Annotated in this window: 26 protein-coding genes; 14 read left to right on the top strand and 12 right to left on the bottom strand. The window is 65.1% G+C overall.

Features of this window, described 5'->3' with window-relative positions; all coding sequences use genetic code 11:
* Positions 1-148: 148 nt before the first annotated feature.
* Both fabV and F3J45_RS18450 read left to right on the top strand, forming a co-directional pair.
* Positions 149-1,354: an enoyl-ACP reductase FabV gene (fabV, locus tag F3J45_RS18455; RefSeq protein WP_370526415.1), complete on the top strand. Its 1,206-nt coding sequence runs from the start codon at positions 149-151 to the stop codon at positions 1,352-1,354.
* A 265-nt stretch (positions 1,355-1,619) separates the two neighbouring features.
* Entirely contained in the window at positions 1,620-2,528 is a 909-nt protein-coding gene (locus F3J45_RS18450) for an alpha/beta fold hydrolase (protein WP_167065829.1), read from the top strand.
* Between the two features lie 20 nt (positions 2,529-2,548).
* Here the strand turns inward: F3J45_RS18450 and F3J45_RS18445 are convergent, their stop codons facing one another.
* Genes F3J45_RS18445 through folM form a run of 3 tightly spaced genes read right to left on the bottom strand, consistent with a single transcriptional unit; the run spans position 2,549 to position 3,883 of the window.
* Complete coding sequence (locus tag F3J45_RS18445; RefSeq protein WP_167065827.1) at positions 2,549-2,890, bottom strand: HopJ type III effector protein; 342 nt, start codon at positions 2,888-2,890, stop codon at positions 2,549-2,551.
* Positions 2,887-3,180, bottom strand: a complete 294-nt coding sequence (locus tag F3J45_RS18440; protein WP_167065824.1) for a DUF1244 domain-containing protein — start codon at positions 3,178-3,180, stop codon at positions 2,887-2,889. Before F3J45_RS18440 ends, F3J45_RS18445 begins: the two co-directional genes overlap by 4 nt.
* Positions 3,181-3,190: 10 nt before the next feature.
* Positions 3,191-3,883 carry a dihydromonapterin reductase gene (folM, locus tag F3J45_RS18435; RefSeq protein WP_167065821.1) on the bottom strand — a complete coding sequence of 231 codons (693 nt, stop codon included), beginning with the start codon at positions 3,881-3,883 and terminating at the stop codon, positions 3,191-3,193.
* A 140-nt stretch (positions 3,884-4,023) separates the two neighbouring features.
* Here folM and F3J45_RS18430 point away from each other — a divergent pair, with 140 nt between their 5' ends.
* Entirely contained in the window at positions 4,024-4,968 is a 945-nt protein-coding gene (locus F3J45_RS18430; RefSeq protein ID WP_167065817.1) for a MerR family transcriptional regulator, read from the top strand.
* Here F3J45_RS18430 and F3J45_RS18425 read toward each other — a convergent pair.
* Together F3J45_RS18425 and F3J45_RS18420 are read right to left on the bottom strand one after the other, a co-directional pair.
* Positions 4,953-5,570 (bottom strand): hypothetical protein, encoded by a 618-nt coding sequence (locus F3J45_RS18425; protein WP_167065814.1) that lies wholly within the window; start codon positions 5,568-5,570, stop codon positions 4,953-4,955. The genes F3J45_RS18430 and F3J45_RS18425 overlap by 16 nt on opposite strands.
* Before the next feature lie 60 nt (positions 5,571-5,630).
* Entirely contained in the window at positions 5,631-6,059 is a 429-nt protein-coding gene (locus F3J45_RS18420) for a PAS domain S-box protein (RefSeq protein ID WP_167065811.1), read from the bottom strand.
* A gap of 94 nt (positions 6,060-6,153) precedes the next feature.
* Here F3J45_RS18420 and F3J45_RS18415 point away from each other — a divergent pair, with 94 nt between their 5' ends.
* Positions 6,154-6,609, top strand: coding sequence for a flavodoxin (locus F3J45_RS18415; protein WP_167065808.1), 456 nt, complete (start codon positions 6,154-6,156; stop codon positions 6,607-6,609).
* Between the two features lie 141 nt (positions 6,610-6,750).
* On the opposite strand, the gene F3J45_RS18410 is transcribed toward F3J45_RS18415, so the two are convergent.
* Entirely contained in the window at positions 6,751-7,626 is an 876-nt protein-coding gene (locus tag F3J45_RS18410) for a LysR family transcriptional regulator (RefSeq protein ID WP_167065805.1), read from the bottom strand.
* Positions 7,627-7,725: 99 nt separating this feature from the next.
* Between F3J45_RS18410 and F3J45_RS18405 the strand changes: the two genes are divergently transcribed.
* The 4 genes from F3J45_RS18405 to F3J45_RS18390 all read left to right on the top strand — a co-directional run bounded on the left by F3J45_RS18405 (position 7,726) and on the right by F3J45_RS18390 (position 10,895).
* Entirely contained in the window at positions 7,726-8,112 is a 387-nt protein-coding gene (locus tag F3J45_RS18405) for a CidA/LrgA family protein (RefSeq protein ID WP_167065802.1), read from the top strand.
* Positions 8,102-8,788, top strand: a complete 687-nt coding sequence (locus tag F3J45_RS18400) for an LrgB family protein (protein WP_167065800.1) — start codon at positions 8,102-8,104, stop codon at positions 8,786-8,788. The genes F3J45_RS18405 and F3J45_RS18400 overlap by 11 nt, the downstream gene beginning before the upstream one ends.
* A gap of 290 nt (positions 8,789-9,078) precedes the next feature.
* Positions 9,079-9,870, top strand: a complete 792-nt coding sequence (locus F3J45_RS18395; protein WP_205300581.1) for an alpha/beta fold hydrolase — start codon at positions 9,079-9,081, stop codon at positions 9,868-9,870.
* Positions 9,871-9,986: 116 nt separating this feature from the next.
* Positions 9,987-10,895 (top strand): SDR family oxidoreductase, encoded by a 909-nt coding sequence (locus F3J45_RS18390; protein ID WP_167065796.1) that lies wholly within the window; start codon positions 9,987-9,989, stop codon positions 10,893-10,895.
* 302 nt (positions 10,896-11,197) lie between these two features.
* On the opposite strand, the gene F3J45_RS18385 is transcribed toward F3J45_RS18390, so the two are convergent.
* The gene (locus F3J45_RS18385) at positions 11,198-11,980 is read right to left on the bottom strand and encodes an IclR family transcriptional regulator (protein WP_167065794.1); all 783 of its coding nucleotides are present in this window, start codon (positions 11,978-11,980) and stop codon (positions 11,198-11,200) included.
* 114 nt (positions 11,981-12,094) lie between these two features.
* Between F3J45_RS18385 and hmgA the strand changes: the two genes are divergently transcribed.
* Genes hmgA through maiA form a run of 3 tightly spaced genes read left to right on the top strand, consistent with a single transcriptional unit; the run spans position 12,095 to position 15,337 of the window.
* A complete protein-coding gene (hmgA, locus tag F3J45_RS18380; protein ID WP_167065792.1) occupies positions 12,095-13,396 on the top strand; it encodes a homogentisate 1,2-dioxygenase in 1,302 nt (433 codons plus the stop codon).
* A gap of 3 nt (positions 13,397-13,399) precedes the next feature.
* Positions 13,400-14,692, top strand: a complete 1,293-nt coding sequence (gene fahA / locus F3J45_RS18375; RefSeq protein ID WP_167065790.1) for a fumarylacetoacetase — start codon at positions 13,400-13,402, stop codon at positions 14,690-14,692.
* A gap of 12 nt (positions 14,693-14,704) precedes the next feature.
* A complete protein-coding gene (maiA, locus tag F3J45_RS18370; RefSeq protein ID WP_167065788.1) occupies positions 14,705-15,337 on the top strand; it encodes a maleylacetoacetate isomerase in 633 nt (210 codons plus the stop codon).
* Here the strand turns inward: maiA and F3J45_RS18365 are convergent.
* Positions 15,331-16,137 (bottom strand): SirB1 family protein, encoded by an 807-nt coding sequence (locus F3J45_RS18365; protein ID WP_167065786.1) that lies wholly within the window; start codon positions 16,135-16,137, stop codon positions 15,331-15,333. The two genes, maiA and F3J45_RS18365, sit on opposite strands and share 7 nt — an antisense overlap.
* Before the next feature lie 124 nt (positions 16,138-16,261).
* Between F3J45_RS18365 and F3J45_RS18360 the strand changes: the two genes are divergently transcribed.
* Entirely contained in the window at positions 16,262-17,281 is a 1,020-nt protein-coding gene (locus F3J45_RS18360) for a Glu/Leu/Phe/Val dehydrogenase (RefSeq protein WP_167065784.1), read from the top strand.
* 167 nt (positions 17,282-17,448) lie between these two features.
* Here the strand turns inward: F3J45_RS18360 and F3J45_RS18355 are convergent, their stop codons facing one another.
* Entirely contained in the window at positions 17,449-17,712 is a 264-nt protein-coding gene (locus tag F3J45_RS18355) for a YebG family protein (protein ID WP_167065781.1), read from the bottom strand.
* A 223-nt stretch (positions 17,713-17,935) separates the two neighbouring features.
* Between F3J45_RS18355 and F3J45_RS30105 the strand changes: the two genes are divergently transcribed.
* Positions 17,936-18,406 (top strand): phosphate-starvation-inducible PsiE family protein, encoded by a 471-nt coding sequence (locus tag F3J45_RS30105; protein WP_167065778.1) that lies wholly within the window; start codon positions 17,936-17,938, stop codon positions 18,404-18,406.
* 114 nt (positions 18,407-18,520) lie between these two features.
* Positions 18,521-18,817 carry a hypothetical protein gene (locus F3J45_RS18345; RefSeq protein WP_167065775.1) on the top strand — a complete coding sequence of 99 codons (297 nt, stop codon included), beginning with the start codon at positions 18,521-18,523 and terminating at the stop codon, positions 18,815-18,817.
* Positions 18,818-18,820: 3 nt separating this feature from the next.
* On the opposite strand, the gene F3J45_RS18340 is transcribed toward F3J45_RS18345, so the two are convergent.
* From F3J45_RS18340 to fecA, 3 genes are all read right to left on the bottom strand, one after another.
* Positions 18,821-19,123, bottom strand: a complete 303-nt coding sequence (locus tag F3J45_RS18340; protein WP_167065772.1) for a DUF3509 domain-containing protein — start codon at positions 19,121-19,123, stop codon at positions 18,821-18,823.
* 122 nt (positions 19,124-19,245) lie between these two features.
* Positions 19,246-19,593, bottom strand: coding sequence for an HPF/RaiA family ribosome-associated protein (locus tag F3J45_RS18335; RefSeq protein WP_167065769.1), 348 nt, complete (start codon positions 19,591-19,593; stop codon positions 19,246-19,248).
* Positions 19,594-20,029: 436 nt separating this feature from the next.
* Entirely contained in the window at positions 20,030-22,360 is a 2,331-nt protein-coding gene (fecA, locus tag F3J45_RS18330) for a TonB-dependent Fe(3+) dicitrate receptor FecA (RefSeq protein WP_167065766.1), read from the bottom strand.
* Between the last annotated feature and the right edge of the window lie 18 nt (positions 22,361-22,378).

Here is a 22,378-nt window from a genome sequence, read left to right as displayed (position 1 = left end):
CACGCGGCGCACCGTGGTTTTGAATCCCCCGGGTTCAGCCCGTAATATGTGTCGGATAACCTGCGGGGGTAGTCTCACCCTCTGATCAATCGGAATCGCCCCAGTGGCGCTTCCCCGGCATAAACCTGACGAGGTACAGACATTGGCCATCATTCATCCTAAGGTTCGCGGTTTCATCTGCACCACGACTCACCCGAAGGGCTGCGAGCTCAACGTCCGTGACCAGATCGAAGCCACCCGCAAGCTGGGCGTGCGCGAGGATGGCCCGAAGAAGGTCCTGGTCATCGGTGCTTCCAGCGGCTACGGCCTGGCGGCCCGCATCACCGCCGCCTTCGGCTTCAAGGCCGACACCCTGGGCGTGTTCTTCGAAAAACCAGGCACCGAGACCAAGGCCGGTACCGCCGGCTGGTACAACGCTGCCGCCTTCGACAAGTTCGCCAAGGCCGAGGGCCTGTACAGCAAGTCGATCAACGGTGACGCCTTCTCCGACGAAGCCCGTGCCAAGGTCATCGAGCTGATCAAGAACGAAATGGGCGGCAAGGTCGACCTGGTCATCTACTCGCTGGCATCCCCGGTGCGCAAGCTGCCGCAGACCGGTGAAGTGATCCGTTCCGCGCTCAAGCCGATCGGCCAGCCGTACAAGTCGACCGCCATCGACACCAACAAGGACACCATCATCGAGGCCAGCATCGAGCCGGCCACCGAGCAGGAAATCGCCGACACCGTCACCGTCATGGGTGGCCAGGACTGGCAGCTGTGGATCGATGCCCTGGCCGGCGCCGACGTGCTGGCCGAAGGTGCGCGTACCGTGGCCTTCAGCTACATCGGCACCGAAATCACCTGGCCGATCTACTGGCACGGCGCCCTGGGCCAGGCCAAGCAGGACCTGGACGAAACCGCGCTGCGCCTGAACCAGAAGCTGGCCGCTGAAGTGAAGGGCGGCGCCAACGTGGCGGTGCTGAAGTCGGTGGTCACCCAGGCCAGCTCGGCCATTCCGGTGATGCCGCTGTACCTGTCGATGGTCTTCAAGATCATGCAGGAGAAGGGCGTTCACGAGGGCACCCAGGACCAGCTGGACCGCATGTTCCGCGACCGCATGTACCGCGCCGACGGCGCCCCGGCCGAGGTGGACGAGAAAGCCCGCCTGCGCCTGGACGACTGGGAACTGCGCGACGACGTGCAGGATGCCTGCAAGGCCATGTGGCCACAGGTGACCACCGAGAACCTGTTCGAGCTGACCGACTATGCCGGTTACAAGAAGCAGTTCCTCAACCTGTTCGGCTTCGAGCGTGCTGACGTCAACTACGACGAAGACGTGGCCACCGATGTGAAGTTCGACTGCGTCGAGCTGTAATCGGCCAAGCCTGTACCGGCCCCTTCGCGGGCAATTGCGTTTTCAAACGCTGCTGCCCCCGGTAGGAGCGAGCAACGCTCGCGATGGGCTGCAAAGCAGCCCCGGCGTTATCAGTTGCGAAACTGAAAACCTGGGGCCGCTGCGCGCCCCATCGCGAGCTGCGCTCGCTCCTACCGGGGACGGCGCACACTCCGTCGGTGCGAACGGGCCGGTACAGGCCATCATTTTTTTGCTAGTTTTGGCGCACAACAACAGGGAATGCGCCATGAGCAGCCACACCCAACCCGCCACTGCCTTTCGCCAGGCCGCAGCCGACGGCTACAGCCTCGGTGGCTTCTGCTGGCGCCACGCCCAGCCCGATCCCCTGCGCCCGCTGGTGATCATCAACGCCGCCACCTCGGTGCGCTGCCGCTACTATTCGCGCTTTGCCGACTACCTGTTCGCCCAAGGCTTTGACGTACTCACCTATGACTACCGTGGCATCGGCGAATCACGCCCGGCCTCCCTGCGCGGCTTCCAGGCCTCCTGGAGCGATTGGGGCCGGCTGGATTTCGAAGCCATGCTGGCGCACGCCGCCACCCATTATCCCGGGCAACCGGTGGACGTGGTCGGCCACAGTTTCGGTGGCTGCGCGGTGGGCCTGGCAGCGTCGGCCGGGCGGGTGCGGCGGGTGGTGATGGTGGGCGCCCAGTTCGCCTACTGGCGCGACTATGCCGCCGACCAGCGCTGGCGGCTGTTTGGCAAGTGGCATGTGGTGATGCCGCTGCTGACCCGCACTTTCGGCTATTTTCCCGGCAAGCGCCTGGGCTGGATGGAGGATACCCCGGCCGGCGTCGTGCACGACTGGACCACCCGCACGCCGCGCTATGAACAGCGCCCGAGCGGACGCGCGTTGGCCAGGCTGCCGTTTGCCCAGGTAAAGGCTGCGACCTTGGCCATCAGCCTGACGGATGATCCGTTCGGCACGGTAGCGGCCACCGAGCGCTTGCTCGGCTACCTGCCCCCAGCGCAGCGGCGGCATTTGCGGATTGCGCCTGTGGATATCTCAGTCGAAGAGATCGGCCATTTCGCCTTCTTCCACGATCGCTTCCGCGAAAGCCTGTGGCCGATTGCACTGCAGTGGTTGCAGCAAGGCCAGTTGCTGGCAGGAGGGCCGGGGCAGGTCGTCGGTTGATGCCGCCCGCCCCTGCGCTATCAGGCGTTGCGCGCCAGTGGCTGGGCCGCGAACTTGACGCCCGCCAAGCCATGCTTGATCAACGCACGGATATTGCTGTGGTCACTGCCCTCGGGCGTGGCCAGCACATCGCGGTAGTGCTCGCCAAAGGCCAGCAACGCTTCCTGGTCGCTCAGGCCTTCCAGCAGGGCCAGGCCCAGGGTCTTGCACGAGCCTTCGTTCTGCCCGGCGGCATTTTCCACGCCGCCGTTGTTGAAGGCCTGGGGCTGGTAGCTGTAGTTGCCGGCAATGAACGCCAGGGTGTCGGCAAAGGCATGTTGGCCGCTGGCAAGGCTGGCGCGCAGGGTGTTCAGATCAGTCACGAGGTTTTTCCTTTTTCAAACGCCGCTTGCTGCTCGGCGCTGGCTTCTTTCTGGTATTGGGCTTTCCACTCGGCGTAAGGCATGCCGTATACCGCTTCGCGGGCGTCGTCCAGGCTGAGGTCGACCTGGCGCTCGTCGGCGGCGGCCTTGTACCACTTGGACAGGCAGTTGCGGCAGAAGCCGGAGAGGTTCATCAGGTCGATGTTCTGCACATCGGTGCGCGTGCGCAGGTGGTCGACCAGGCGGCGGAAGGCGGCGGCCTCCAGCTCAAGTTGCTGTTGAGGGGTCATGGGCGTCTCTTCAGGTGATACGGTTCTTCAGATGGCGGCCACCGTTGATGACCACCTGGCTGCCGGTGCTGTACTGGCTGGCGAGCAGGTAATTGACCGTCTCGATCAGCGGCGCGGCGCCGGGTTCGAACTCCAGCAGGGCTTTTTTCAGGGTTTGCTGGCGATAGGCCTCGTCGCCCCCTTCCTTGAGGATCAGCAGGCCCGGCAGGATACCGTTGACGTGCACCTTGGGTGCGTACTTTTCGGCGAACGACAGCACCATGTTCTGCAGCGCTGCCTTGGTGGCGGCGTAGCCGATGTGGCCCTTGCTGCCGCGCGAGGAGGTTTCGTCGCAGATATGGATGATGTCGGCCTTTTCCACCTTGGCCAGCAGGTCGCCCAGGGCCAGGTTCAGGTGGTACGGGGCTTCGACGTGCAGGCGGAACATGGTGTCCAGGTTGTCCAGGCCATCGTCCAGCCACAAGGAAGCGTTGTGGATGATCGCCCGCAGGCCGTCGTAGTTGTGCTTGAGGAAATCGACCAGGGCCTCGCGGTCAGCCTTCACGCACAGGTCGGCCTGGAACTGCACGATATTCGGGTGCGCGGACTGCGCTAGCGGGGTGCGGCTGGCACTGACGACCGTATGGCCGGCCTGTGCCAGGTCCAGGGCCAGGGCCAGCCCTACGCGCTGGCTGGCGCCGGTGACGAGAATAGGGTTGTTCATGTGCGGGTGGTCAACTTGTCTGCTCTGTCGTTGCCCCCAGCATACCCGAACTGCCTGACGGTTGTACGGCCTACACGCGCTGGCTGCGCGCCGTAGTAGAATGCTCGTTCAACGTCCGCACACAGGTTATTTCAGCGCTGATGAACGATCACGCAGCTGGCCCGCAAACCCAGGGTGCCCTGGCGCACCAGGCGCTGTTTCCGATACGCGAGGTTTCCCGGCTCACCGGAGTCAACGCAGTCACCCTTCGGGCGTGGGAGCGGCGCCATGGGCTGATCCAGCCAACCCGCACCGACAGTGGCCATCGCTTGTATTCCCAGGCCGACATCGACACCATCCGGCGCATCCGAGGCTGGCTGGAGCGCGGTGTGGCGGTGAGCAAGGTCGCCAGCATCCTGGCCCGCGGCCAGGCCTCGGTGCAGGACGTGGCCGTTGCCGAACCCTCCTCGCGCAGCCAGGCCCTGCTGCGCGAAGCGGTACAGCGCTTCGACACCGCGGCCTTGGCGCAACTGTTCGACCAGCTAAGCGCAGCCATGGCACTGGAGCGGGCGTTCACCGAGGTACTGATGCCCGTGTGGCACGACTTGGCGGCAGGGCAGGGGGCGTATGGCCAGGCCAGTGAATGGCTGTTTCTGGACCAGTTCCTGAGAGGGCGGGTCTTTTCACACCAGCAGTCACACCAGCAGTCACCCCGCAAGGCACAGCCGCGCCGCCTGGTGCTGGCGCCGCTGCCGGGGCCTTGCCAGGAGTTGGAGTTGCAGGTGGCAGGCTTGATGCTGGGCAGCGAGGATGTCGGCGTGACCCTGCTGATGCCGGGGCAACCGTTGGATGAACTGGCGTTGGTGTGCGAGCGGCTAAGGCCGGATGCCTTGGTGCTGTTTGCCAACCACGCCCTCACCGCTGGCATGGGCAAGCGCCTGGTGCGCATGGCGCCAAGCCTGCAGTGCCCGTTGCTGTTGGCTGGCGAGGCAGCGCCGCTGGCCCAGGACAGCCTGGCCGGAACCCCGGTGGTGTGCCTGGGGGCTGAAGGGGCGGTGATGCGTCAGCGGCTGCGCCAGTACCTGGCCGGTCAGCTCGATACCTGAGCGTGCAGTTCCGGGTGAGCCTGGCGGTGGGCTTGGAGAATATATTCGCGCAGGCGCTCGACTTCATCGGTGGCGCTGCGGCTGAGGTCGTAGGCGGCCAGGTCCGGGCCAATGCGCCGGCGCAGGCGGCCGTGCAGGCTGATCGGTGGCAGGCCGGCGGGAGCGAAGAACAGGTCGAAGCGTGACGGCGCCTGGGCCAGGCCACGCAGCTCCAGCAGTGCACCTTTGAAGGAAATATCGCGTACCAGCAGGCCGCTGGCCTTGCCTTTGGCATCGCGCAACGGGCTTGGCTGTTCCATCGACAGGCGCCAGGGGCGCAACTGTGGGCCGTCTTCGTAGATTTCCGGGGAGCCCAGCTGCAAGTGCAGGGCGTGGAATTCGTCCTCAACCAGTTGCAGCGGGAAGCTGATCTGCTGGTTGTTGAACTGGGCCTGCAGGGTAACCTGCTCGTTGGCCACCAGGCGGGTCAGCAGCGACTGGATGCGGCTGTCGCCATTGACCAGCAGACTCGACACCGGGTCGGCCAGGTTCAATTGCGGGGAGTGCTGCATGTTCTGGATGAAATCCAGCTCATCCTGGGTCAGGAGGGCATCGGCTTGCATGATCGAACTCGGTAATGACGACTTCTTCAAGATGGATTGACCGTGCCCAGGGTGTTTGGTTCAGACGCGCTCGTCGGGAAGGCGACGCGCGTTCAGTTCGGCCAGCTCGCGTTCCAGCTCGACCTGGCGGGTGACATCCTTCTGGATGCCGATGAAATACAAATGAGGCTCGCCGTCCTGGCGCACCGGGGTGATCGACAATTCGTTCCAGAAGGCACTGCCATCCTTGCGGTAGTTGCGCAGCACTTCACGGCAGGGCAGGCCAGCGGCCAGGGCCTTGCGAATGCGCGCGCGGGCCAGCTGGTCGCGGTCGTCGCCCTGCAGGAAGCGGCAGTCCTGGTAGAGGATTTCGTCACGGCTGTAGCCGGTCAGGCGCTCGAAGGCGGGGTTGACGTAGATCAGAATGGTGTCATCGCCTTCCAGTTCGGCGACCACGATCCCGTCATTGGAAGCATCGACCATCGATTGCAGCAGCTGCGCATTGATCATGTGCGGACCGTTGGGACTTTGGGATGAGGAGGCCTTTTGCCAGCGTCGGATGCTAGTATCCTACGTTTTCACTCAGTTTCGGAATCTCTTCCCGATGAAAGTCGCCATTATTTCCGGTTCGGTGTATGGCACCGCCGAAGAAGTTGCCCGCCATGCCGAGTCGCTGCTCAAGGCCGCCGGGTTCCAGGCCTGGCATGCCGGCCGCGCTACCCAGCAAGACATCGAAGGCTTCGCCCCGCAGGCTTTGCTGGCGGTGACCTCGACCACGGGTATGGGCGAGTTGCCGGATAACCTGATGCCGCTGTACAGCACCCTTCGCGATACCCTGCCGGCTGCCTGGCGTGGCTTGCCGGGGGCGGTGATTGCCCTGGGCGATACGAGCTATGGCGATACCTACTGCGGTGGCGGCGAGCAGATGCGCGAGCTGTTTGCCGAGCTGGGCGTGCGTGAAGTGCTGCCGATGCTGCAGCTCGATGCCAGCGAAACCGTGACCCCGGAAGCCGATGCCGAGCCTTGGTTGGCCGAGTTTGCCCAGGCCCTGAAGGCCTGATCCACCCATACCGGCACCTTCGTCTGTAGGCGCGGGCTTGCCCCGCGAACACCGGCGAAGCCGGCGAACGCCGGTGCCATGCACCGCGTTGTCTGCTTCGCGGGGCAAGCCCGCTCCTACAAGCGCAAGGGTCGGTAAGGCTTACCCCTCTCGCAGCAACGCCAACCAGGCCTGCGCCGCCCGCGAAAGGTACGCCCCGCGCCGCCAGATGAACGCAATATCCCAGCGCAGATACCCCGGCGCCTTCAATGGCACACGCACCACCCCAGGGCGCTCCAGGGTTTTTGCCACCACACGGGGCAGCAACACCACGCCTTGGCCCGCCGCCACCAGCGCTACCAGAAAATCCGCCTGGCCACTGCGCCCGCCTTCCTTGGGCGTGAAACCCTGCTGCTGGCAGGCCTTGAGCAAGCGGTCGTTGAGCACGAAGCTGCGCTGGTACAGCAGGAAGGGGGTGTCGGCCAGTTGCCTGAGGCTAACCTGTTCTACCCCCGCCAACCCATGCCCGGCTGGCAGCAGCGCATCCAACGGTTCGTTGCAGAAGGGCTGGAATTCGAACGCCGGGTCGCTGGGCGTCAGGCTGCCGCCAAGCTCCAGCTCGCCGCTGCGCACGGCCTGTTCGACGCTATGGCTGCCGCCTTCGAGCAACTGGATGGCGATGTTCGGGTGGCGCCGTCGGTATTCGGCGAACAGGCCCGCGAACAGCACATCGTTGCCCAGCATCGGCAGGCCCAGGCGCAACTCGCCGCGGGCCATCTGGCTGAGGTCGTCGAGCTCGCGCAGCAGTTCCTGGCGTTGGCGCAGCAGCGCCTCGCCACGCTCCAGCACGATGCGCCCGGCGGCGGTCAGGTGCAGGTGCGAGGCCTGGCGTTCGAGCAGTGGCTGGCCCACATCTTGCTCAAGCTGGGCCACCTGCTTGCTCACGGCCGACTGACTGATGTGCAGGGTTTGCGCGGCCTGGGTAAAACCGCCGCGGTGAACCACTTCGATGAAGCTGCGCAGCTGTTTGAATTCCATGTTCCGAATTCCATTATGGAATGGGTGCAAGTCTAACAATTCGCTTCTGGCCTAGGCAGCCGGCTCTTAAAATAAGGGCTTGTCGAGGAACCCCCGCCCATGAAACCCGCGTTGTTGAAAAAGCCCCTGCGCCTGCTCGCCGAGCTGGCGGTGCTGCTTGTCTTGTTCCTGTTCGGTGGCCAGCTGGCCCAATGGCTGGGTTGGCCGATCCCCGGTGGCGTGATGGGCCTGGCGCTGTTGCTGGTGCTGTTCGCGTGCGGCCTGCTCAAGCCCGCCACCTTGCAGATGGGCGCCGGCTGGCTGATGGCCGAAATGCTGCTGTTCTTCATTCCGGCGCTGATGAGCCTGCTGGACTACGGCAGCCTGGTACGCGAAGAAGGCTGGCGCATCCTGCTGGTGATTGCCTTGAGTACGCTGACGGTGATGGTGGTGACCGCCCTGACCGTGGAACTGGTGTGCCGTTGGAGCCTGCGCCATGAGCCTTGAGCCGATGCCGCTGTTCTGGCTGGCACTGACCTTGTGCGCCTACCTGGCCAGCCGCTGGTTGTACCGGCGCACCGGGCGCTACTTGATGTCGCCGTTGATCCTGGTGCCGGCGCTGCTGTTGGCGGTGGCGGTGCCACTGCACACCGCCTATGCCGAATATGCGCGTAACACCCACTGGTTGATGGGCGTGCTGGGCCCGGTGACCGTGGCCTTCGCCGTGCCGATCTGGCAGCAACGGGCGCTGCTGGCACGGCACTGGCCGGCGTTGCTGATGGGCATGGTTGCCGGCAGCGCGGCGTCGATCGCCAGCTCCTGGGGGCTGGCCCACCTGCTGGCGCTGGATAACGCGATCAGCCTGTCGCTGGTGCCGCGCTCGATCACCACGCCGTTCGCCATGCCGTTGGCCCACGACCTGGGCGGCGTACCGGAGCTGACGGCCGTGTTCGTGATGTTCACCGGTGTGCTCGGGGCGATGTTCGGGGGCGTGCTGCTGCGCTGGCTGCCGCTGCGCACGCCGTTGGCTCGGGGTGCGCTGTTCGGGGTTGGCGCGCACGGCGCCGGGGTGAGTCGGGCGCAGGAAGTGGGCCGCGAGGAAGGCTCGGTGGCCGGCCTGGTCATGGTCCTTACCGGCCTGCTCAACCTGTTCGCCGCGCCGCTGTTGACCATGCTGTTGTGACCGTTCGTGCCACTGACTCGCTCGGTCATCAAGCTGGCTGGCAACGCAAGTTTCACCGGGCAGGGGGCTGACTAGACTCAACCCCGATACAGAGAGCACATCAATGTGCCGAGGTGACTTGCAATGACCGCAGCCTTGCCCAAACCCGTCCATCGCCAATTTCCGGGAAAACCCTGATGCCCCTCGCCGAGATTCCTTTGTGCGTCTGGCGTACCCGGGGTTTGAGTTTTTCATTCCGGGGCCAGAGCATCCGCTACTGGACCGCAGGGCAAGGAGAGCCCCTGTTACTGTTGCATGGATTCCCCACCGCCAGCTGGGACTGGCACTACCTCTGGGCCCCGCTGGCCCAGCGCTTCAAGCTTATCGCCTGCGACATGCTGGGCTTTGGCGATTCGGCCAAGCCGCTCGACCACCGCTACAGCCTGATGGAACAGGCCGACCTGCAGCAGGCGCTGCTGGCGCACCTTGGGGTCGACCAGCCGGTGCACCTGTTGGCCCACGACTACGGCGGCAGCGTCGCCCAGGAACTGCTGTCGCGCCACCACGAGCAGCGCGCAGACGTGGCCAGTTGCGTGTTCCTCAACAGCGGCCTGTTCCCGGAGCGTTGCCAGCTTCCGCTGGTGCAGAAACTGCTGCTCAGCCGCCTGGGCTGGCTAGTGGGGCGTTCGTTCGGGCGTGACGACCTGGTGCGCACCGTGAGCCAGATCTACGGGCCCTGTACCCACCCCAGCGAAAGCGCGCTGGACGACTGCTGGAGCCTGATCGCCAGCAATTGCGGCACGCGCATCCTGCACAAGCTGGTGGGTTACCAGCCTGAGCGCAGGCAGCACCGCGAGCGCTGGGTGGCGGCGTTGCAGCGCGATGGCGTGCCGCTGCGCTTCATCAATGGCAGCGCCGACCCGTTGTCGGGTGCGCAGATGGTCGAGCGTTACCGGCAACTGGTGCCCAACCCCGACACGGTTGTGCTGCAGGGCATCGGCCATTACCCGCACACCGAGGCACCGGTGCAGGTACTGCGCCATTACCTGGCGTTTCGCGAGCAGCCCCTGCGCTACCTGCCGCGTAGGTTGGCCTGGTCCTGAGGCGGCGGCCATCGCCCTGCGTTATTGCCAGGCATTCAGCCCGGGTGCGCTTGATTGTCCGCAAGCCTGGGCTGGCGGACACTCACGCCATCGAAACCTGAGCGGGAGCCATGGGCATGAGCGAGCCGGTACGTGTGCAAGACCGTGTAGTGATCGTCACCGGGGCCGGTGGCGGCTTGGGCCGGGCCCATGCGCTGCTGTTCGCCGCGCGCGGCGCCAAGGTGGTGGTCAATGACCTGGGCGGCAGTGCCCGGGGCGAGGGCGCCAATGCTTCGGCCGCCGACCAGGTGGTGGCCGAAATCCGTGCAGCGGGCGGCATTGCCGTGGCCAGCCATGATTCGGTCAGCGAGGGCGCCCGTATCGTCGAGCAGGCGCTGGACAGCTTCGGCCGGGTCGATGTGCTGGTGAACAATGCCGGCATCCTGCGCGACAAGGCGTTCCACAAGATGGACGACAGCGACTGGGCGCAGGTTTGCCAGGTTCACCTGGACGGTGCCTACCAGGTGACCCGCGCCGCCTGGCCGCACCTGCGCGAGCAGAACTGGGGGCGGGTGATCTTCACGGCGTCCACCTCGGGCATCTATGGCAACTTCGGCCAGGCCAACTATGGCGCGGCCAAGCTTGGGTTGTACGGCCTGACCCGTACCTTGGCGATCGAGGGGCGCAAGCATGGCGTACTGGCCAATGCCATCGCCCCAACCGGTGGTACGCGCATGACCGAGGGGCTGATGCCGGCGCAGGTGTTCGAACGGCTCAAGCCCGAGTTGATCAGCCCGCTGGTGGTGTACCTGGGCAGCGAGCAATGCCAGGACAGCGGTGAGCTGTTCGAGGTGGGTGGCGGCTGGGTGGGCAAGGTGCGCTGGGAGCGCAGCCTGGGGGTTGGCTTCGACCCGGCTGAGGGGTTCACGCCCGAACAGGTGGCGCAGAACTGGGAGCGCATTGCCGATTTCGAAGGGGCGGTGCACCCGCGGGACAACCTGCAGTCCCTGCAGCAGATGATGGCCAACCTGCAGAAATACCCCTAGCAGCCACGCCGCGCTCTTGTAGGAGCGGGCTTGCCCCGCGAAGCAGGCGACGCGGTGCGTGGCACCGGCTCCGCAAGTGTTCGCTACCAATCGATCAGGCAAAAAAAAGGCCGCTGCAAAGGCAGCGGCCAATCGAGACGTTAGATCAAGGAGCTTCAAAATCAACGTCGGTGAACCTCGCGGGCCTGAAGGACAGGGGGGTTAACGCCCTTCATGCCGGCCAGTGAGGTAAGAATAAGCGCTTGATCCTGAGGGAAAAATAGCCGTCAGTGACATTCACCTTTACGTTTCGGGCAACAGTCTCAAGCCGTGGGCGAATAGCCCATGCGCCAGCTGGTTTCCCTGGACGCGGCGAGCAGCCGCTGCGCCGCCGGGCCATGCTCGTCGGCATGGAAAATCGACGTCGGGCCGACCACCGTCATCACCGCCGCGATCTGCCCCAGGGCGTTGAACACCGGCGCCGACAAGGCATCCACCCCCGGCATCAGCAGGCCATGCACATGGTGCAGGCCGCGTTCCCGGATGCCGGCCAGCAAGCCCTGGTAGTCGCCCGGCGCCTGCTGCAGCGTGGCCAGTTCCCGGTCACGCAATTCCACGGTTTCGCGCTCGGGCAGGTGCGCGGCGAACACCAGCCCGGTGGATGAACTGAGCAGTGGCAGCACCGAGCCGATCTGCGTCACCACGGTCACCGCCCGCACCGCCGGCTCGATGCTCACCACCGTCGCCCCCTGGTTGCCCCACACGGCGATGAAGCAGCTCTCGTTGAGTTCATCGCGCAGCAGCGACAGCGGCATCGCTGCCACTTTCAGCACATCGATGCTGCCCAGCGCCGCCAACCCCACGCGCAAGGCTTCGCGCCCCAGGCCGTAATGGTTGGTGGCCGCGTCCTGTTCGGCGAAACCACTGGCAATCAACGCCTGCAGGTAGCGGTGCACCTTGCTCGCGGGCATCTGCACGTGTTCGGCCAGGCGTGACAGCGAGGTGGAGGGGGACAGCTCGGCAAGGGCCTTGAGGATGTCGGTGCCGACCTCCGCCGAGCGGACTTTCTGCTTGCCGTTGTCGGCGGGGGAACTGGCTTTGGCCATGGGTTGGAAACTTCCGGATTCTTCGCGTCGCGCCTTTATAGCTTGACGCCCGGCGGGGAGCAAATTACGTTATTCGTAATCTGATTACGATAAAAACAAAATCCGGAGGCATCGATGAACCGCGACACGTCCGCCGATCTTCAGTACCTGAGCGGCTTTGGCAACGAATTCGCCAGCGAAGCGCTGCCCGGTGCCTTGCCGGTCGGGCAGAACTCACCGCAAAAGGCGCCCTACGGGCTGTATGCCGAATTGCTCTCGGGCACGGCGTTCACCATGGCCCGCAGTGAACTGCGCCGCACCTGGTTGTACCGTATTCGCCCCTCGGCCCTGCACCCGCGCTTCGAACGCCTGCAGCGCCAGCCCCTGGCCGGCCCGCTGGGCGCGGCCACGCCCAACCGCCTGCGCTGGAACCCCCAGCCCATTCCGGCCGAACCCACCGACTTCATCGAGGGCTGGCTGCCGATGGTGGCCAACGCGGCCGCCGACAAACCGGCTGGGGTGAGCATCTACATCTACCGTGCCAACCGCTCCATGGACCGGGTGTTCTTCAACGCCGACGGCGAGCTGCTGTTGGTGCCGGAGCAGGGCCGGCTGCGCGTGGCCACCGAACTGGGCGTGCTGGAAGTCGCGCCGTTGGAAATTGCGGTGATCCCGCGCGGCATGAAATTCCGCGTCGAATTGCCCGATGGCCAGGCGCGTGGCTACCTTGCCGAAAACCATGGCGCGCCACTGCGCCTGCCGGACTTGGGGCCGATTGGCAGCAACGGCCTGGCCAACCCGCGCGACTTCCTCACCCCGGTGGCGCACTACGAAGAAGCCGATGGCCCGGTGCAACTGGTGCAGAAGTTCCTCGGCGAGCACTGGGCCTGCCAGCTGCAGCATTCGCCATTGGACGTGGTGGCCTGGCACGGCAGCAATGTGCCGTACAAATATGACCTGCGCCGCTTCAACACCCTCGGCACGGTCAGCTTCGATCATCCCGACCCGTCGATCTTCACCGTGCTGACCTCGCCCACCAGCGTGCATGGCCTGGCCAACATGGACTTCGTGATTTTCCCGCCCCGCTGGATGGTGGCCGAGAACACCTTCCGCCCGCCATGGTTCCACCGCAACCTGATGAACGAATTCATGGGCCTGATCAGCGGCGCCTACGATGCCAAGGCCGAAGGGTTCCTGCCCGGTGGCGCTTCCCTGCACGGGGTGATGAGCGCCCACGGGCCAGACGCGGAAACCTGCGAGAAAGCCATCGCAGCGCAGCTGGCACCGCACAAGATCGACAACACCATGGCCTTCATGTTCGAAACCAGCCAGGTGCTGCGCCCGAGCCTGCAGGCTCAGGACAGCCCGCAATTGCAGGCCGACTACGACAGTTGCTGGGCCACCTTGCCAAGCACCTTCACCCCGAACCGGAGATAACCCATGAACCAGACCGCCATTGCCCGTAGCTGGGTGGAGCACGCCAACGGGCACAGCGACTTCCCGCTGCAGAACCTGCCGCTGGGCATCTTCAGCCGCCCGGGCGAAGCGCAGCGCTGCGGTGTGGCCATCGGCGACGCCATTCTCGACCTGGAGGCCGTGCTGGCCGCCGGGTTGTTCGAGGGCCAGGCCAAGGCTGCGGTGGAAGCGACCCGCGGCGGTGCGCTGAACGCCTTCTTCGCCCTGGGCCGGCCTGCCCGCGTGGCCCTGCGCGAACGCCTGCAGGCGCTGCTCGGGGAACGCAGCGAACACCAGGCTGCACTCAAGCCCGCCCTGTACCCCGCCAGCGAGTGCCAGATGCACCTGCCGGCCAAGGTGGGCGACTACACCGATTTCTACGTTGGCATCCAGCACGCCACCAACGTCGGCAAGCTGTTCCGCCCCGACAACCCACTGCTGCCCAACTACAAGTACGTGCCAATCGGCTACCACGGCCGTGCCTCGACCCTGCGCCCCTCGGGCGCCGATGTGCGCCGCCCGAAAGGCCAAACCTTGCCGGCCGGCCACACCGAACCGGCCTTCGGCCCCTGTGCCCGCCTGGACTACGAGCTGGAGCTGGGGATCTGGATCGGCCAGGGCAACGACATCGGCCAGGCCATTCCCATCGCCGAGGCCGAGCAGCACCTGGCCGGCCTGTGCCTGCTCAACGACTGGTCGGCGCGTGATATCCAGGCCTGGGAATACCAGCCACTGGGCCCGTTCCTGTCGAAAAGCTTCATCACCACCCTGTCGCCCTGGGTCGTCACCGCCGAAGCCCTGGCACCTTTCCGCCGCGCCCAGCCAGCGCGCCCGGAGGGTGACCCACAGCCATTGCCCTACCTGCTGGACGCGCACGACCAGGCCCGCGGGGCTTTCGATATCGAACTGGAAGTGCTGCTGCTCACCGCCCGCATGCGCGAGCAGGGCCTGCCTGCCCACCGCCTGGCCTTGAGCAACACCCTGAACATGTACTGGACCGTGGCCCAACTGATTACCCACCACAGCGTCAACGGCTGCCAGCTGCAACCGGGTGACCTGTTCGGTTCCGGCACGCTGTCCGGCGCCAGCCCGGACGCCTATGGCAGCCTGCTGGAGATCACCGTGGGCGGCAAGCAACCGGTGGAACTGGCCAGTGGCGAGCTGCGCAAGTTCCTCGAAGACGGTGATGAAATCATCCTGCGCGCCCGCTGCACGGCGGATGGCGTGGCCAGCATTGGCTTCGGCGAATGCCGCGGCACCGTGATCGCTGCCAACTGAGGAAACCTGGCCATGGAGCTGTACACCTACTACCGTTCCACCTCCTCCTACCGGGTGCGCATCGCCCTGGCACTCAAGGGCCTGGGCTACCAGGCCCTGCCGGTCAACCTGCTCAAGGGCGAGCAGCGCGGGGCGGAGTATGTGGCGCTGAACCCGCAGGGGCGGGTGCCGGCCCTGCGTACCGACGAGGGGGAGCTGCTGCTGCAGTCACCGGCGATCATCGAGTACCTGGAGGAGGTTTATCCACAGCCTGCGCTGCTGCCCGCCGCCCCAGCCCTGCGCGCCAGGGTGCGGGGCGTGGCGGCGATCATCGGCTGCGATGTGCACCCGCTGCACAACGTCAGCGTGCTCAACCAGCTGCGCCAGCTGGGGCATGACGAAGCCCAGGTGAACCAGTGGATCGCCCATTGGATCAGCCAGGGCCTGGCGGCGGTGGAGGCTTTGATTGGCGACCAGGGCTTCTGCTTCGGCGAGCAGCCGGGCCTGGCGGATGTCTACCTGATTCCACAGGTGTATGCCGCCGAGCGCTTCACCATCGACCTGGGTGGCTACCCACGTATTCGCCGGGTGGCGGCCCTGGCGGCGGGGCACCCGGCATTCGCCAGTGCCCACCCGTCCTGCCAGGTGGATACACCGGCTCAGTGAATCGAGCGGTTTACCGTGGGCAGCTTGCCGATTCGTTCCGACAGTTTCAGCCGTTGCACCGGGTCGTCAGTCAGCAGCAGGGCATGCTCCAGGTCGAACCGTTCGGCCTGGGGGCAATCCAGCTGCTGGTACAGCGAGGCGCGGGTCACGTAGTCGCTGACCTGCACCGGGCCCAGCTGCATCACCCGTTCGGCATCGATCAGCGCCGCCAGGTGGTCATCGTTGCTGATGTGCAGTTGGCGCAGGTTGCGTGACAGGCGCTGGAGCATCTGCGTGGCGCTGGCGGCGCGCAGGTGCTCGGCGGTAAGGGCGATGTGCGGGCCGAACTGGCGGGCGAGCAGTTCGCGGCAATCATTGGGGTACAGGCGCCTGCCGCCGCAGGGGTCGAGCAAATGGTCGGCGCCGGGCACGCGCAGCAGGAAATGCCCAGGGAAGGCCACGCCTTCCAGGGGAATGGACAAGCGCCGGGCCAGCTCTAAGGTGATGATGGCCAGGGCCAGCGGCTGGCCACGGCGGCGCTGCAGCACTTTGTCGAGCAGTGCCGCCTGTGGGCGCAGGGGGTGGTATTCATCCTGCTGGAAGCCGAATGCGTTGAGCTGGCGCAGCAACGGCTGGGCCAGCTCGGTCAATGGCAGCATGGGCAGGCTGGCGCTGATCTGGGCTTGCAGGTGGTGCAGTTGGGCCAGGCAGGCGGCCGGGTCAACCTGGCGGTCATGCTCGGCGGCAATCCACAAGGCGGCTTCCAGCAGGGCGACCGGCTCGCGCTCCAGGCAGGCCAGGCAAACTTGACGTGGGTTCATCGGCGATCTCCACACACGCTAGAGTAATAGCTGTGGCAGGCAGATTCGTCCAGTGGTCCGCCCGCCGCGTCAGCTGCAAGCGCGTGCCTATACTGGTAGGAGCACCTCGCAGGGGAGCCCGCCGATGTTCGCGCTGATGCAAAGCACCCGCACCCAGTCGCTGCACCTGTTCACTGACCCGCCCACGGGCCTGAAGGCTGTGGTGGCCATTCACAGCGAAACGCTGGGCCCGGCCATGGGTGGCTGCCGCTACTTGCCGTATGCCGACGATGAAAGCGCGATGACCGATGCCATCCGCCTGGCCCAGGGTATGAGCTACAAGGCGGCCCTGGCTGGCCTGCCGTTGGGCGGGGGCAAGGCGGTGGTGATGCGCAACCCCCATGTGGAAAACCGCGCGGCGCTGTTCGAGGCGTTCGGCCGCTTCATCGACACCCTGCAGGGCCGCTTCATCATTGCCGTGGACAGCGGCACCTCGACCCTGGACATGGACTGCATTGCCCAGTCCACGCCACACGTCACCAGCACCACAGCCTCCGGTGACCCTTCGCCGCACGCGGCCATGGGCGTGTTCGCCGGCATCCGTGCCACCTCGCGGGCACGCTTGGGCAGCAGCAACCTGGAAGGCTTGCGCGTGGCGGTGCAGGGGTTGGGCAATGTTGGTTATGCACTGGCTGAGCAGTTGCACGCGGCAGGGGCGGAATTGCTGGTCAGCGACCTGGACCCTGGGCGGGTGCGGCTGGCGGTGGAGCAGTTCAATGCCCACCCGGTGACCAACGATGCGTTGATCAGCACGCCGTGCGATATCTTCGCCCCGTGCGGCGTGGGGCCGGTGCTCAATGGGCAGACGGTGATGCAGCTGCGCTGTGCGGCGGTGGCGGGGGCGGCGAACAACCAGCTGACGACCTTGCAGGTGGCTGACCAGTTGGAGTCACGCGGGATTCTTTATGCGCCGGATTATGTGATCAATGCCGGGGGCTTGATCTACGTGGCGTTGCGGCACCAGGGCGGGGACTTGGGGAACATTACCGAACACCTCACCCGCATACCCACACGGCTGACCGAGGTGTACGGGCATGCCCAGGCCGAGAAACGCTCGCCCGCGCGGGTGGCGCAGATGCTGGCCGAGCGGCTGCTTTATGGTTGAGATGCAGCGCCCCCTGCGCGGTGAAAACCACCTGCGCAAAACCGGTAGGAGCGAGCAAAGCTCGCGATGCGATCTGGCAGGCGCAGCATACTTCAAAGGCTGAACCTGCCGGTGGCACCGCATCGCGAGCTCTGCTCGCTCCTACCCGCCTGTGAACTGCGCCGATGTCACTCGGCAGCACCGCCTTCAAGCAACTCACCCAACGCATCCGGCTGGCTCTTGAACGCCCGCGCGAACACATCGCGGTTCTTGGCCATGTAGATCCCGGCCTCTTCCACCTGCTGCTCGGTCAACGATGGCACCGCCTTGTGCAGCACCTCTGCCAGGCGCTCGGCCAGTTCGAGCATCTTGTCGTGACGATCTGCTTCGGCCTTATCCATGAACAAGCGCTCCGGGTCGCGGCTGCTGCGGTACACCACTTCGACGGCCATTCATCACCTCTGTGCCTTTTAGCTGGTTGGATTACTGTATCCATATACAGTAATGGCATTGGCCATCACCGTGCAACCAAAAAATCAGGCTAAAGCCTAGCCCACAGGTGCCTTGCGGCAATTGGTCGCCTTCCAAGCCAGGGGCCTGGCCCTTTAACTGCATGGCACAAGCGTCACAAGGGTGACGCACCATCCTTCATGTCGTATCGGGGAATCGCACATCGTGAACATCAAATGGGCTGAAAGACTGCGCAAGGGCCTGCACGGCTCGGCCGACTCGCTGGGCAACCTGTGCGTTGAAGCGTTCCATTACCTGGCGCTGTTCGGCATCGGTGCCATCACCGCCTATGCGGCCGTGGTGACTTTCCTTGAAATGCTCGGCAAGGGTGGGGTCAGTGTCGATGACATCCTGCTGTTGTTCATCTACCTGGAGCTGGGGGCGATGGTCGGGATCTACTTCAAGACCAATCACATGCCAATCCGCTTCCTGCTGTACGTGGCAATCACCGCGCTGACGCGCCTGCTGATCGGCGATGTCTCGCACCACAAGGCGCCCGATGCCGGGCTGCTGTATGTGTGTGGCGGCATCCTGCTGCTGGCGTTCTCGATCCTGGTGGTGCGCTACGCCTCGTACCGCTACCCCTCGACCAAGGCCCTGGACGCAAACGGCAAGGAAGTGGACGAGGGCAAGTGAGGGGATATTTTTCTACCGCCAAGGGTGGGCGGCGGTGCGATTGAATCCTGGCTGGCGCCGCATCGGGCGTCGTGGCATCGGGCCACGGCCGGTGGCGCCAACAGGAGAATCGCAATGCGTAAAGATGCCGAAGCCGTCCATGCCCACCTGAAGAACGTCCTGGCCCCCCTGGGGCTCGATCCGGATGCGCTGTACGTCACTGAAGTCGCGGACGTCATCGAACTGAAGGTGGTCGCCAGCCGCTCGCTGGTCGAAGAGGTTATCTACTGGCTCAAGCAGGGCCAGGAACCCACCTACGACCAGGGCCTGGTCGGCCTGTTCCACCAACCCGGCACATTCGATGCGGCGCATCGGGTAGGCAATTGGCGGCTGCCGGACCTGGAGAAGCAAATCGGCAAGCTGCTGGGCTGAGGCTCAGTTGGCCACGCCGATGGCTGCGAACGGGCGGCTGTCGGCACGGCCTTCGCGGGTCAGGGCGGCCAGTACCTGCAGCGGGTTTTGCCCCAGTTCGATGGCCAGGCCCAGGCGAATGCTGTCGATCACCCGCTGCAGGCGCACCGGGTCGTTGCGTTGGGCTTGGCTGATGAGGCGTTTGGCAACCACGCCGGCGTCGTCGGACAGGGTCAGCATGATGCTGCCATCGAGCCGTTCGATGCTGAGGTTGACGCGGTATTCGGGGGCGAAGGCAGCGCTGATCTGGTCGAAAGGATTGTTCATGCTCGGGTATCTGCAATGAATGATTGCAGAAGTTGACCGGGTGAATCCCTGGTTGGTTCAGGCCCGTTGATCCGTAAACATGAAAACGCCCGGCATTGGCCGGGCGTTCTTGTGTGTGCCGATCAGGCGTCGGGGTCGCTGAGTTCAAGCACGCCGCGCTTGCTGCGCAGCTTGCCGTAGAAGTGTTCCAGGGCGTTGTTCAGCTTGCTGGCGGCACCGTCGACCGCTTGGTCCAGCGACGTGGCGGTGTGGGTCACGGAAATCGGTTGGTGGCCTTTCGGGCGAGCCTCCAGCTGGCAGCGTTTATCGTGCGGGCCGGGCTTGGCGCCGTTCTCGTCGCGCAGATGAACCTCGATGCGGGTGAGGTCGTCGTCGTAGCGTTCGAGGGTGGCTTCCAGCGTACTGCGGACCCACTCGTTGAGACGGATGTTGCCTTCGATATGGTTGCTGCTGTTGACCTGGATTTGCATGATTCCAATCCTTATTCAGCTTGCTCGCATGGAGGCGTGCCTAGGCCATTGAGGGCCTTGGTATTTCTGCGCCTCTTGACTCTAAGGTCAGGCAACGGCGAAGCGATTTCAAGCCCTTTTTGAAAATAAATGTTCTGTTGCAAATTAGGGTGGGTTCGCCTGAAGAGCAGGGCGCCTGTGAGATCGAGCGCCGCCCGCGCGGCGCATCGCAGGCAAGCCTGCTCCTACATTTGTTTCGGGCCAGTGTTCATGTGGCCTTCGCGCGCGCCCCCTCGGCGCATGCCTCGATATCGAATGGAACGAACAAGGCGGTCGCGCGCGATGGCGCAGGCATAACTGGCCCGAAACAGATGTAGGAGCAGGCTTGCCTGCGATGCGCCGCGCGGGCGGCGCTCGATCTCACAGGCGCTGGACAACTACAGCCTAACCCCCGACCTCAAAACTCAACCGAGGTTTGCACATACAAGGTCCGCGGTTCCCCCACGTATTTACCCTTGTTGTTGTCATCGAACGAGCGCGTGTAGTACTCGCGGTTGAACAGGTTCTTCACCCCCACCGCCACCTTCAGGTTCGACAGCTGTGGCCCGAAGTCGTACCCGGCACGGGTGCTGACCAGCATGTACCCCGGGATGCGCCCGGTGCTGCCATCGGCGCTCTCGGCGCGGGTGTTGGCGTTGTCGGCGTACTGGCTGCTCTGGAAGCTGCCATCGAGGTTCAACTGCCACGGGCCGTCGGTATAGCCAACGCCCAGGTTGCCCTTGTGGCGCGACGAGAACGGCACCTGATTGCCCTTGTTCGGCCCATCTTCGCGGATGGTCGCGTCAACGAAGGCATAGCTGGCATGCACGTCGAAACCGGCCAGCGCCGGGCTCAGCCCATCCAGGGCGTAGCGCACGCTGGTTTCGAAGCCTTGATGGCGAGTTTCGCCACGGGCGATCACCGAGTCGTTGGTCTGGTTGCTCTCGTACTGGTTGTCGAAGTTGATCAGGAACAGGCCCACCTCGGCTTGCAGGTCGCCACTGTCGTAGCGGCTGCCCACTTCCCAGGTGCGCGCTTTCTCCGGCTTCACCTCACCGCTGCTGACGCGGTTGGGCATCTGGCTGTACTGCACGCTGCCGAAGGAGCCCTCGGTGTTGGCGTAGAGGTTCCAGCGATCGGTCAGGTGGTACATCACGTTCAGCGCAGGCAGGGCGGTGTTGTAGCTGCCTTGGTAACGCTGGCCGTTGAGCAGGTTGTTCTGCGCCGAATCGATCATCTCGTAGCGGATGCCCGGGGTGATGGTCCAGCGGCCGATATCGATGCGGTCGTCCAGGTACAGGGCGTGGGCTTCGGTACTGCCACGGGTGTCGCGGTCGTTGCGGCTGGCGGTGGTTGGCAGGCGGTCGGCGCTGGTGGCTTCGCGGTAGCGCAACTCGTGGCCGGCTTCGTTGACGTAGCGGTAGCCCATGCCCAGCTCGTGCCAGCTGTCACCCAGGGCCAGGCCCTGGGAGAAGCGCGTCTCGATGCCGCGCACCCAGTATTCGCGGGGCGACAGGGAGACGAAGCTGCCCTGGTCGAGGTAGCCGCTGCGCAGGGTCTTGGTGAAGAAGCTGTTGACGCTGAACTGGCGGTCGTCCTGCTTGTAGTCGTAGCCGACGTTGACCAGCGTACGGCGGCCCCAGAATTTGTCCTTCAGGCGCGTCGACTGGTACGGGTCGGCATCGAAGTCGGCGCTGCTCAGGCCGCCGGGCATCTGCGCCTCGCCGTCGTAGTACTGGGCCATGGCGTGCAGGCTGTTGGCCTCGTCCAGTTGCAGCTTGCCCTTGAGAATCAGGTCGTCGATCTGCGTGTCGCTGCGTTCGCGCCAGTCGCCGCCCCGCACGCCGGAGTACAGCAGGGCGCCACCCAGGCCATTGTCGTTGGTGCCCCCGACCAGCAGGTTGGCGCTGTTCTTGAAACCATCGTGGCTGGAGGAGGGGCTGATCTGGTTCTGCATCGCGGCCTTGAAGGTGGCCTGCTCGGGAATGGCGCGGGTGACGAAGTTGACGATGCCGCCGACGTTCTGCGGGCCATAGCGCACTGCACCGCCGCCGCGAACCACGTCCACCGCATCCATGTTGCCCATGCTCACGGGGGCCAGCGACAGCTGCGGCTGGCCGTAGGGTGCGAACGGCACCGGAATGCCATCCATCAGCACCGTCGAGCGCGATGCCAGGCGCGGGTTCAGGCCGCGAATGCCGAAGTTCAGTGCCAGGTCATGGCTGCCGGTGCCGTTGTTGTCAGGCGCGTTCACCCCTGGCATGCGGTTGAGCACTTCGCGCGCGGTGCTGGCGCCGCTGCGCTCGAATTCCTCACGGCGTACCACATCGCGTGCGCCGGGGTGCTCGAAGACGTTGTCCTGTTGCGCCTCACCCAGCCAGTCACCGACCACGGTCGATGCACCGAGCTCGACCGGCGCGCCGGGGGCGGCTGGGCCTACCGGCTGCAGGCTGTAGGCATTGTCGGCCTGCTGGCGCGCCTGCAGGCCGCTGCCGCGCAGCAGCGCCTCCAGGCCCTGGGCGGTGTCGTATTCACCGTCCAGGCCTTGGGTTGCCAAGCCCTGGGTGACTTGCGAGCCGAACGAGATCAGCGCACCGCTCTGCCGGCCGAACTGGTTCAGGGCATCCTCCAGCGAACCTGCGGGAATGTGGTAGGTGCGCATTTCGGCGGCGAACAGGGCCTGGGAGGTGAGGCCAAGGCTGCTGGCAAGCAGCAGGGCATGGACGAGCGGGCTGGGGCGCAGGGGCATGGGGCTGGATCCTGTAAT

This window comes from Pantoea sp. Ap-967, assembly GCF_011752565.1.
In the GTDB taxonomy this organism is placed as follows: domain Bacteria; phylum Pseudomonadota; class Gammaproteobacteria; order Pseudomonadales; family Pseudomonadaceae; genus Aquipseudomonas.
This window is presented reverse-complemented; position numbering and strand designations above follow the sequence as displayed.

What these genes read in the sequence shown, in the direction of transcription:
- F3J45_RS18345 (WP_167065775.1), top strand. Translation starts at nt 18,521, where the DNA reads ATGCGTAAAGATGCCGAAGCCGTCCATGCCCACCTGAAGAACGTCCTG.
- folM (WP_167065821.1), bottom strand. Translation starts at nt 3,883, where the DNA reads ATGAACAACCCTATTCTCGTCACCGGCGCCAGCCAGCGCGTAGGGCTG.
- F3J45_RS18405 (WP_167065802.1), top strand. Translation starts at nt 7,726, where the DNA reads ATGAAACCCGCGTTGTTGAAAAAGCCCCTGCGCCTGCTCGCCGAGCTG.
- fahA (WP_167065790.1), top strand. Translation starts at nt 13,400, where the DNA reads ATGAACCAGACCGCCATTGCCCGTAGCTGGGTGGAGCACGCCAACGGG.
- F3J45_RS18335 (WP_167065769.1), bottom strand. Translation starts at nt 19,593, where the DNA reads ATGCAAATCCAGGTCAACAGCAGCAACCATATCGAAGGCAACATCCGT.
- fecA (WP_167065766.1), bottom strand. Translation starts at nt 22,360, where the DNA reads ATGCCCCTGCGCCCCAGCCCGCTCGTCCATGCCCTGCTGCTTGCCAGC.
- maiA (WP_167065788.1), top strand. Translation starts at nt 14,705, where the DNA reads ATGGAGCTGTACACCTACTACCGTTCCACCTCCTCCTACCGGGTGCGC.
- hmgA (WP_167065792.1), top strand. Translation starts at nt 12,095, where the DNA reads ATGAACCGCGACACGTCCGCCGATCTTCAGTACCTGAGCGGCTTTGGC.
- F3J45_RS18425 (WP_167065814.1), bottom strand. Translation starts at nt 5,570, where the DNA reads ATGCAAGCCGATGCCCTCCTGACCCAGGATGAGCTGGATTTCATCCAG.
- F3J45_RS18450 (WP_167065829.1), top strand. Translation starts at nt 1,620, where the DNA reads ATGAGCAGCCACACCCAACCCGCCACTGCCTTTCGCCAGGCCGCAGCC.
- F3J45_RS18355 (WP_167065781.1), bottom strand. Translation starts at nt 17,712, where the DNA reads ATGGCCGTCGAAGTGGTGTACCGCAGCAGCCGCGACCCGGAGCGCTTG.
- F3J45_RS18430 (WP_167065817.1), top strand. Translation starts at nt 4,024, where the DNA reads ATGAACGATCACGCAGCTGGCCCGCAAACCCAGGGTGCCCTGGCGCAC.
- F3J45_RS18340 (WP_167065772.1), bottom strand. Translation starts at nt 19,123, where the DNA reads ATGAACAATCCTTTCGACCAGATCAGCGCTGCCTTCGCCCCCGAATAC.
- F3J45_RS18365 (WP_167065786.1), bottom strand. Translation starts at nt 16,137, where the DNA reads ATGAACCCACGTCAAGTTTGCCTGGCCTGCCTGGAGCGCGAGCCGGTC.
- F3J45_RS18420 (WP_167065811.1), bottom strand. Translation starts at nt 6,059, where the DNA reads ATGATCAATGCGCAGCTGCTGCAATCGATGGTCGATGCTTCCAATGAC.
- F3J45_RS18360 (WP_167065784.1), top strand. Translation starts at nt 16,262, where the DNA reads ATGTTCGCGCTGATGCAAAGCACCCGCACCCAGTCGCTGCACCTGTTC.
- F3J45_RS18385 (WP_167065794.1), bottom strand. Translation starts at nt 11,980, where the DNA reads ATGGCCAAAGCCAGTTCCCCCGCCGACAACGGCAAGCAGAAAGTCCGC.
- F3J45_RS18400 (WP_167065800.1), top strand. Translation starts at nt 8,102, where the DNA reads ATGAGCCTTGAGCCGATGCCGCTGTTCTGGCTGGCACTGACCTTGTGC.
- F3J45_RS18410 (WP_167065805.1), bottom strand. Translation starts at nt 7,626, where the DNA reads ATGGAATTCAAACAGCTGCGCAGCTTCATCGAAGTGGTTCACCGCGGC.
- F3J45_RS18415 (WP_167065808.1), top strand. Translation starts at nt 6,154, where the DNA reads ATGAAAGTCGCCATTATTTCCGGTTCGGTGTATGGCACCGCCGAAGAA.
- F3J45_RS18390 (WP_167065796.1), top strand. Translation starts at nt 9,987, where the DNA reads ATGAGCGAGCCGGTACGTGTGCAAGACCGTGTAGTGATCGTCACCGGG.
- F3J45_RS18440 (WP_167065824.1), bottom strand. Translation starts at nt 3,180, where the DNA reads ATGACCCCTCAACAGCAACTTGAGCTGGAGGCCGCCGCCTTCCGCCGC.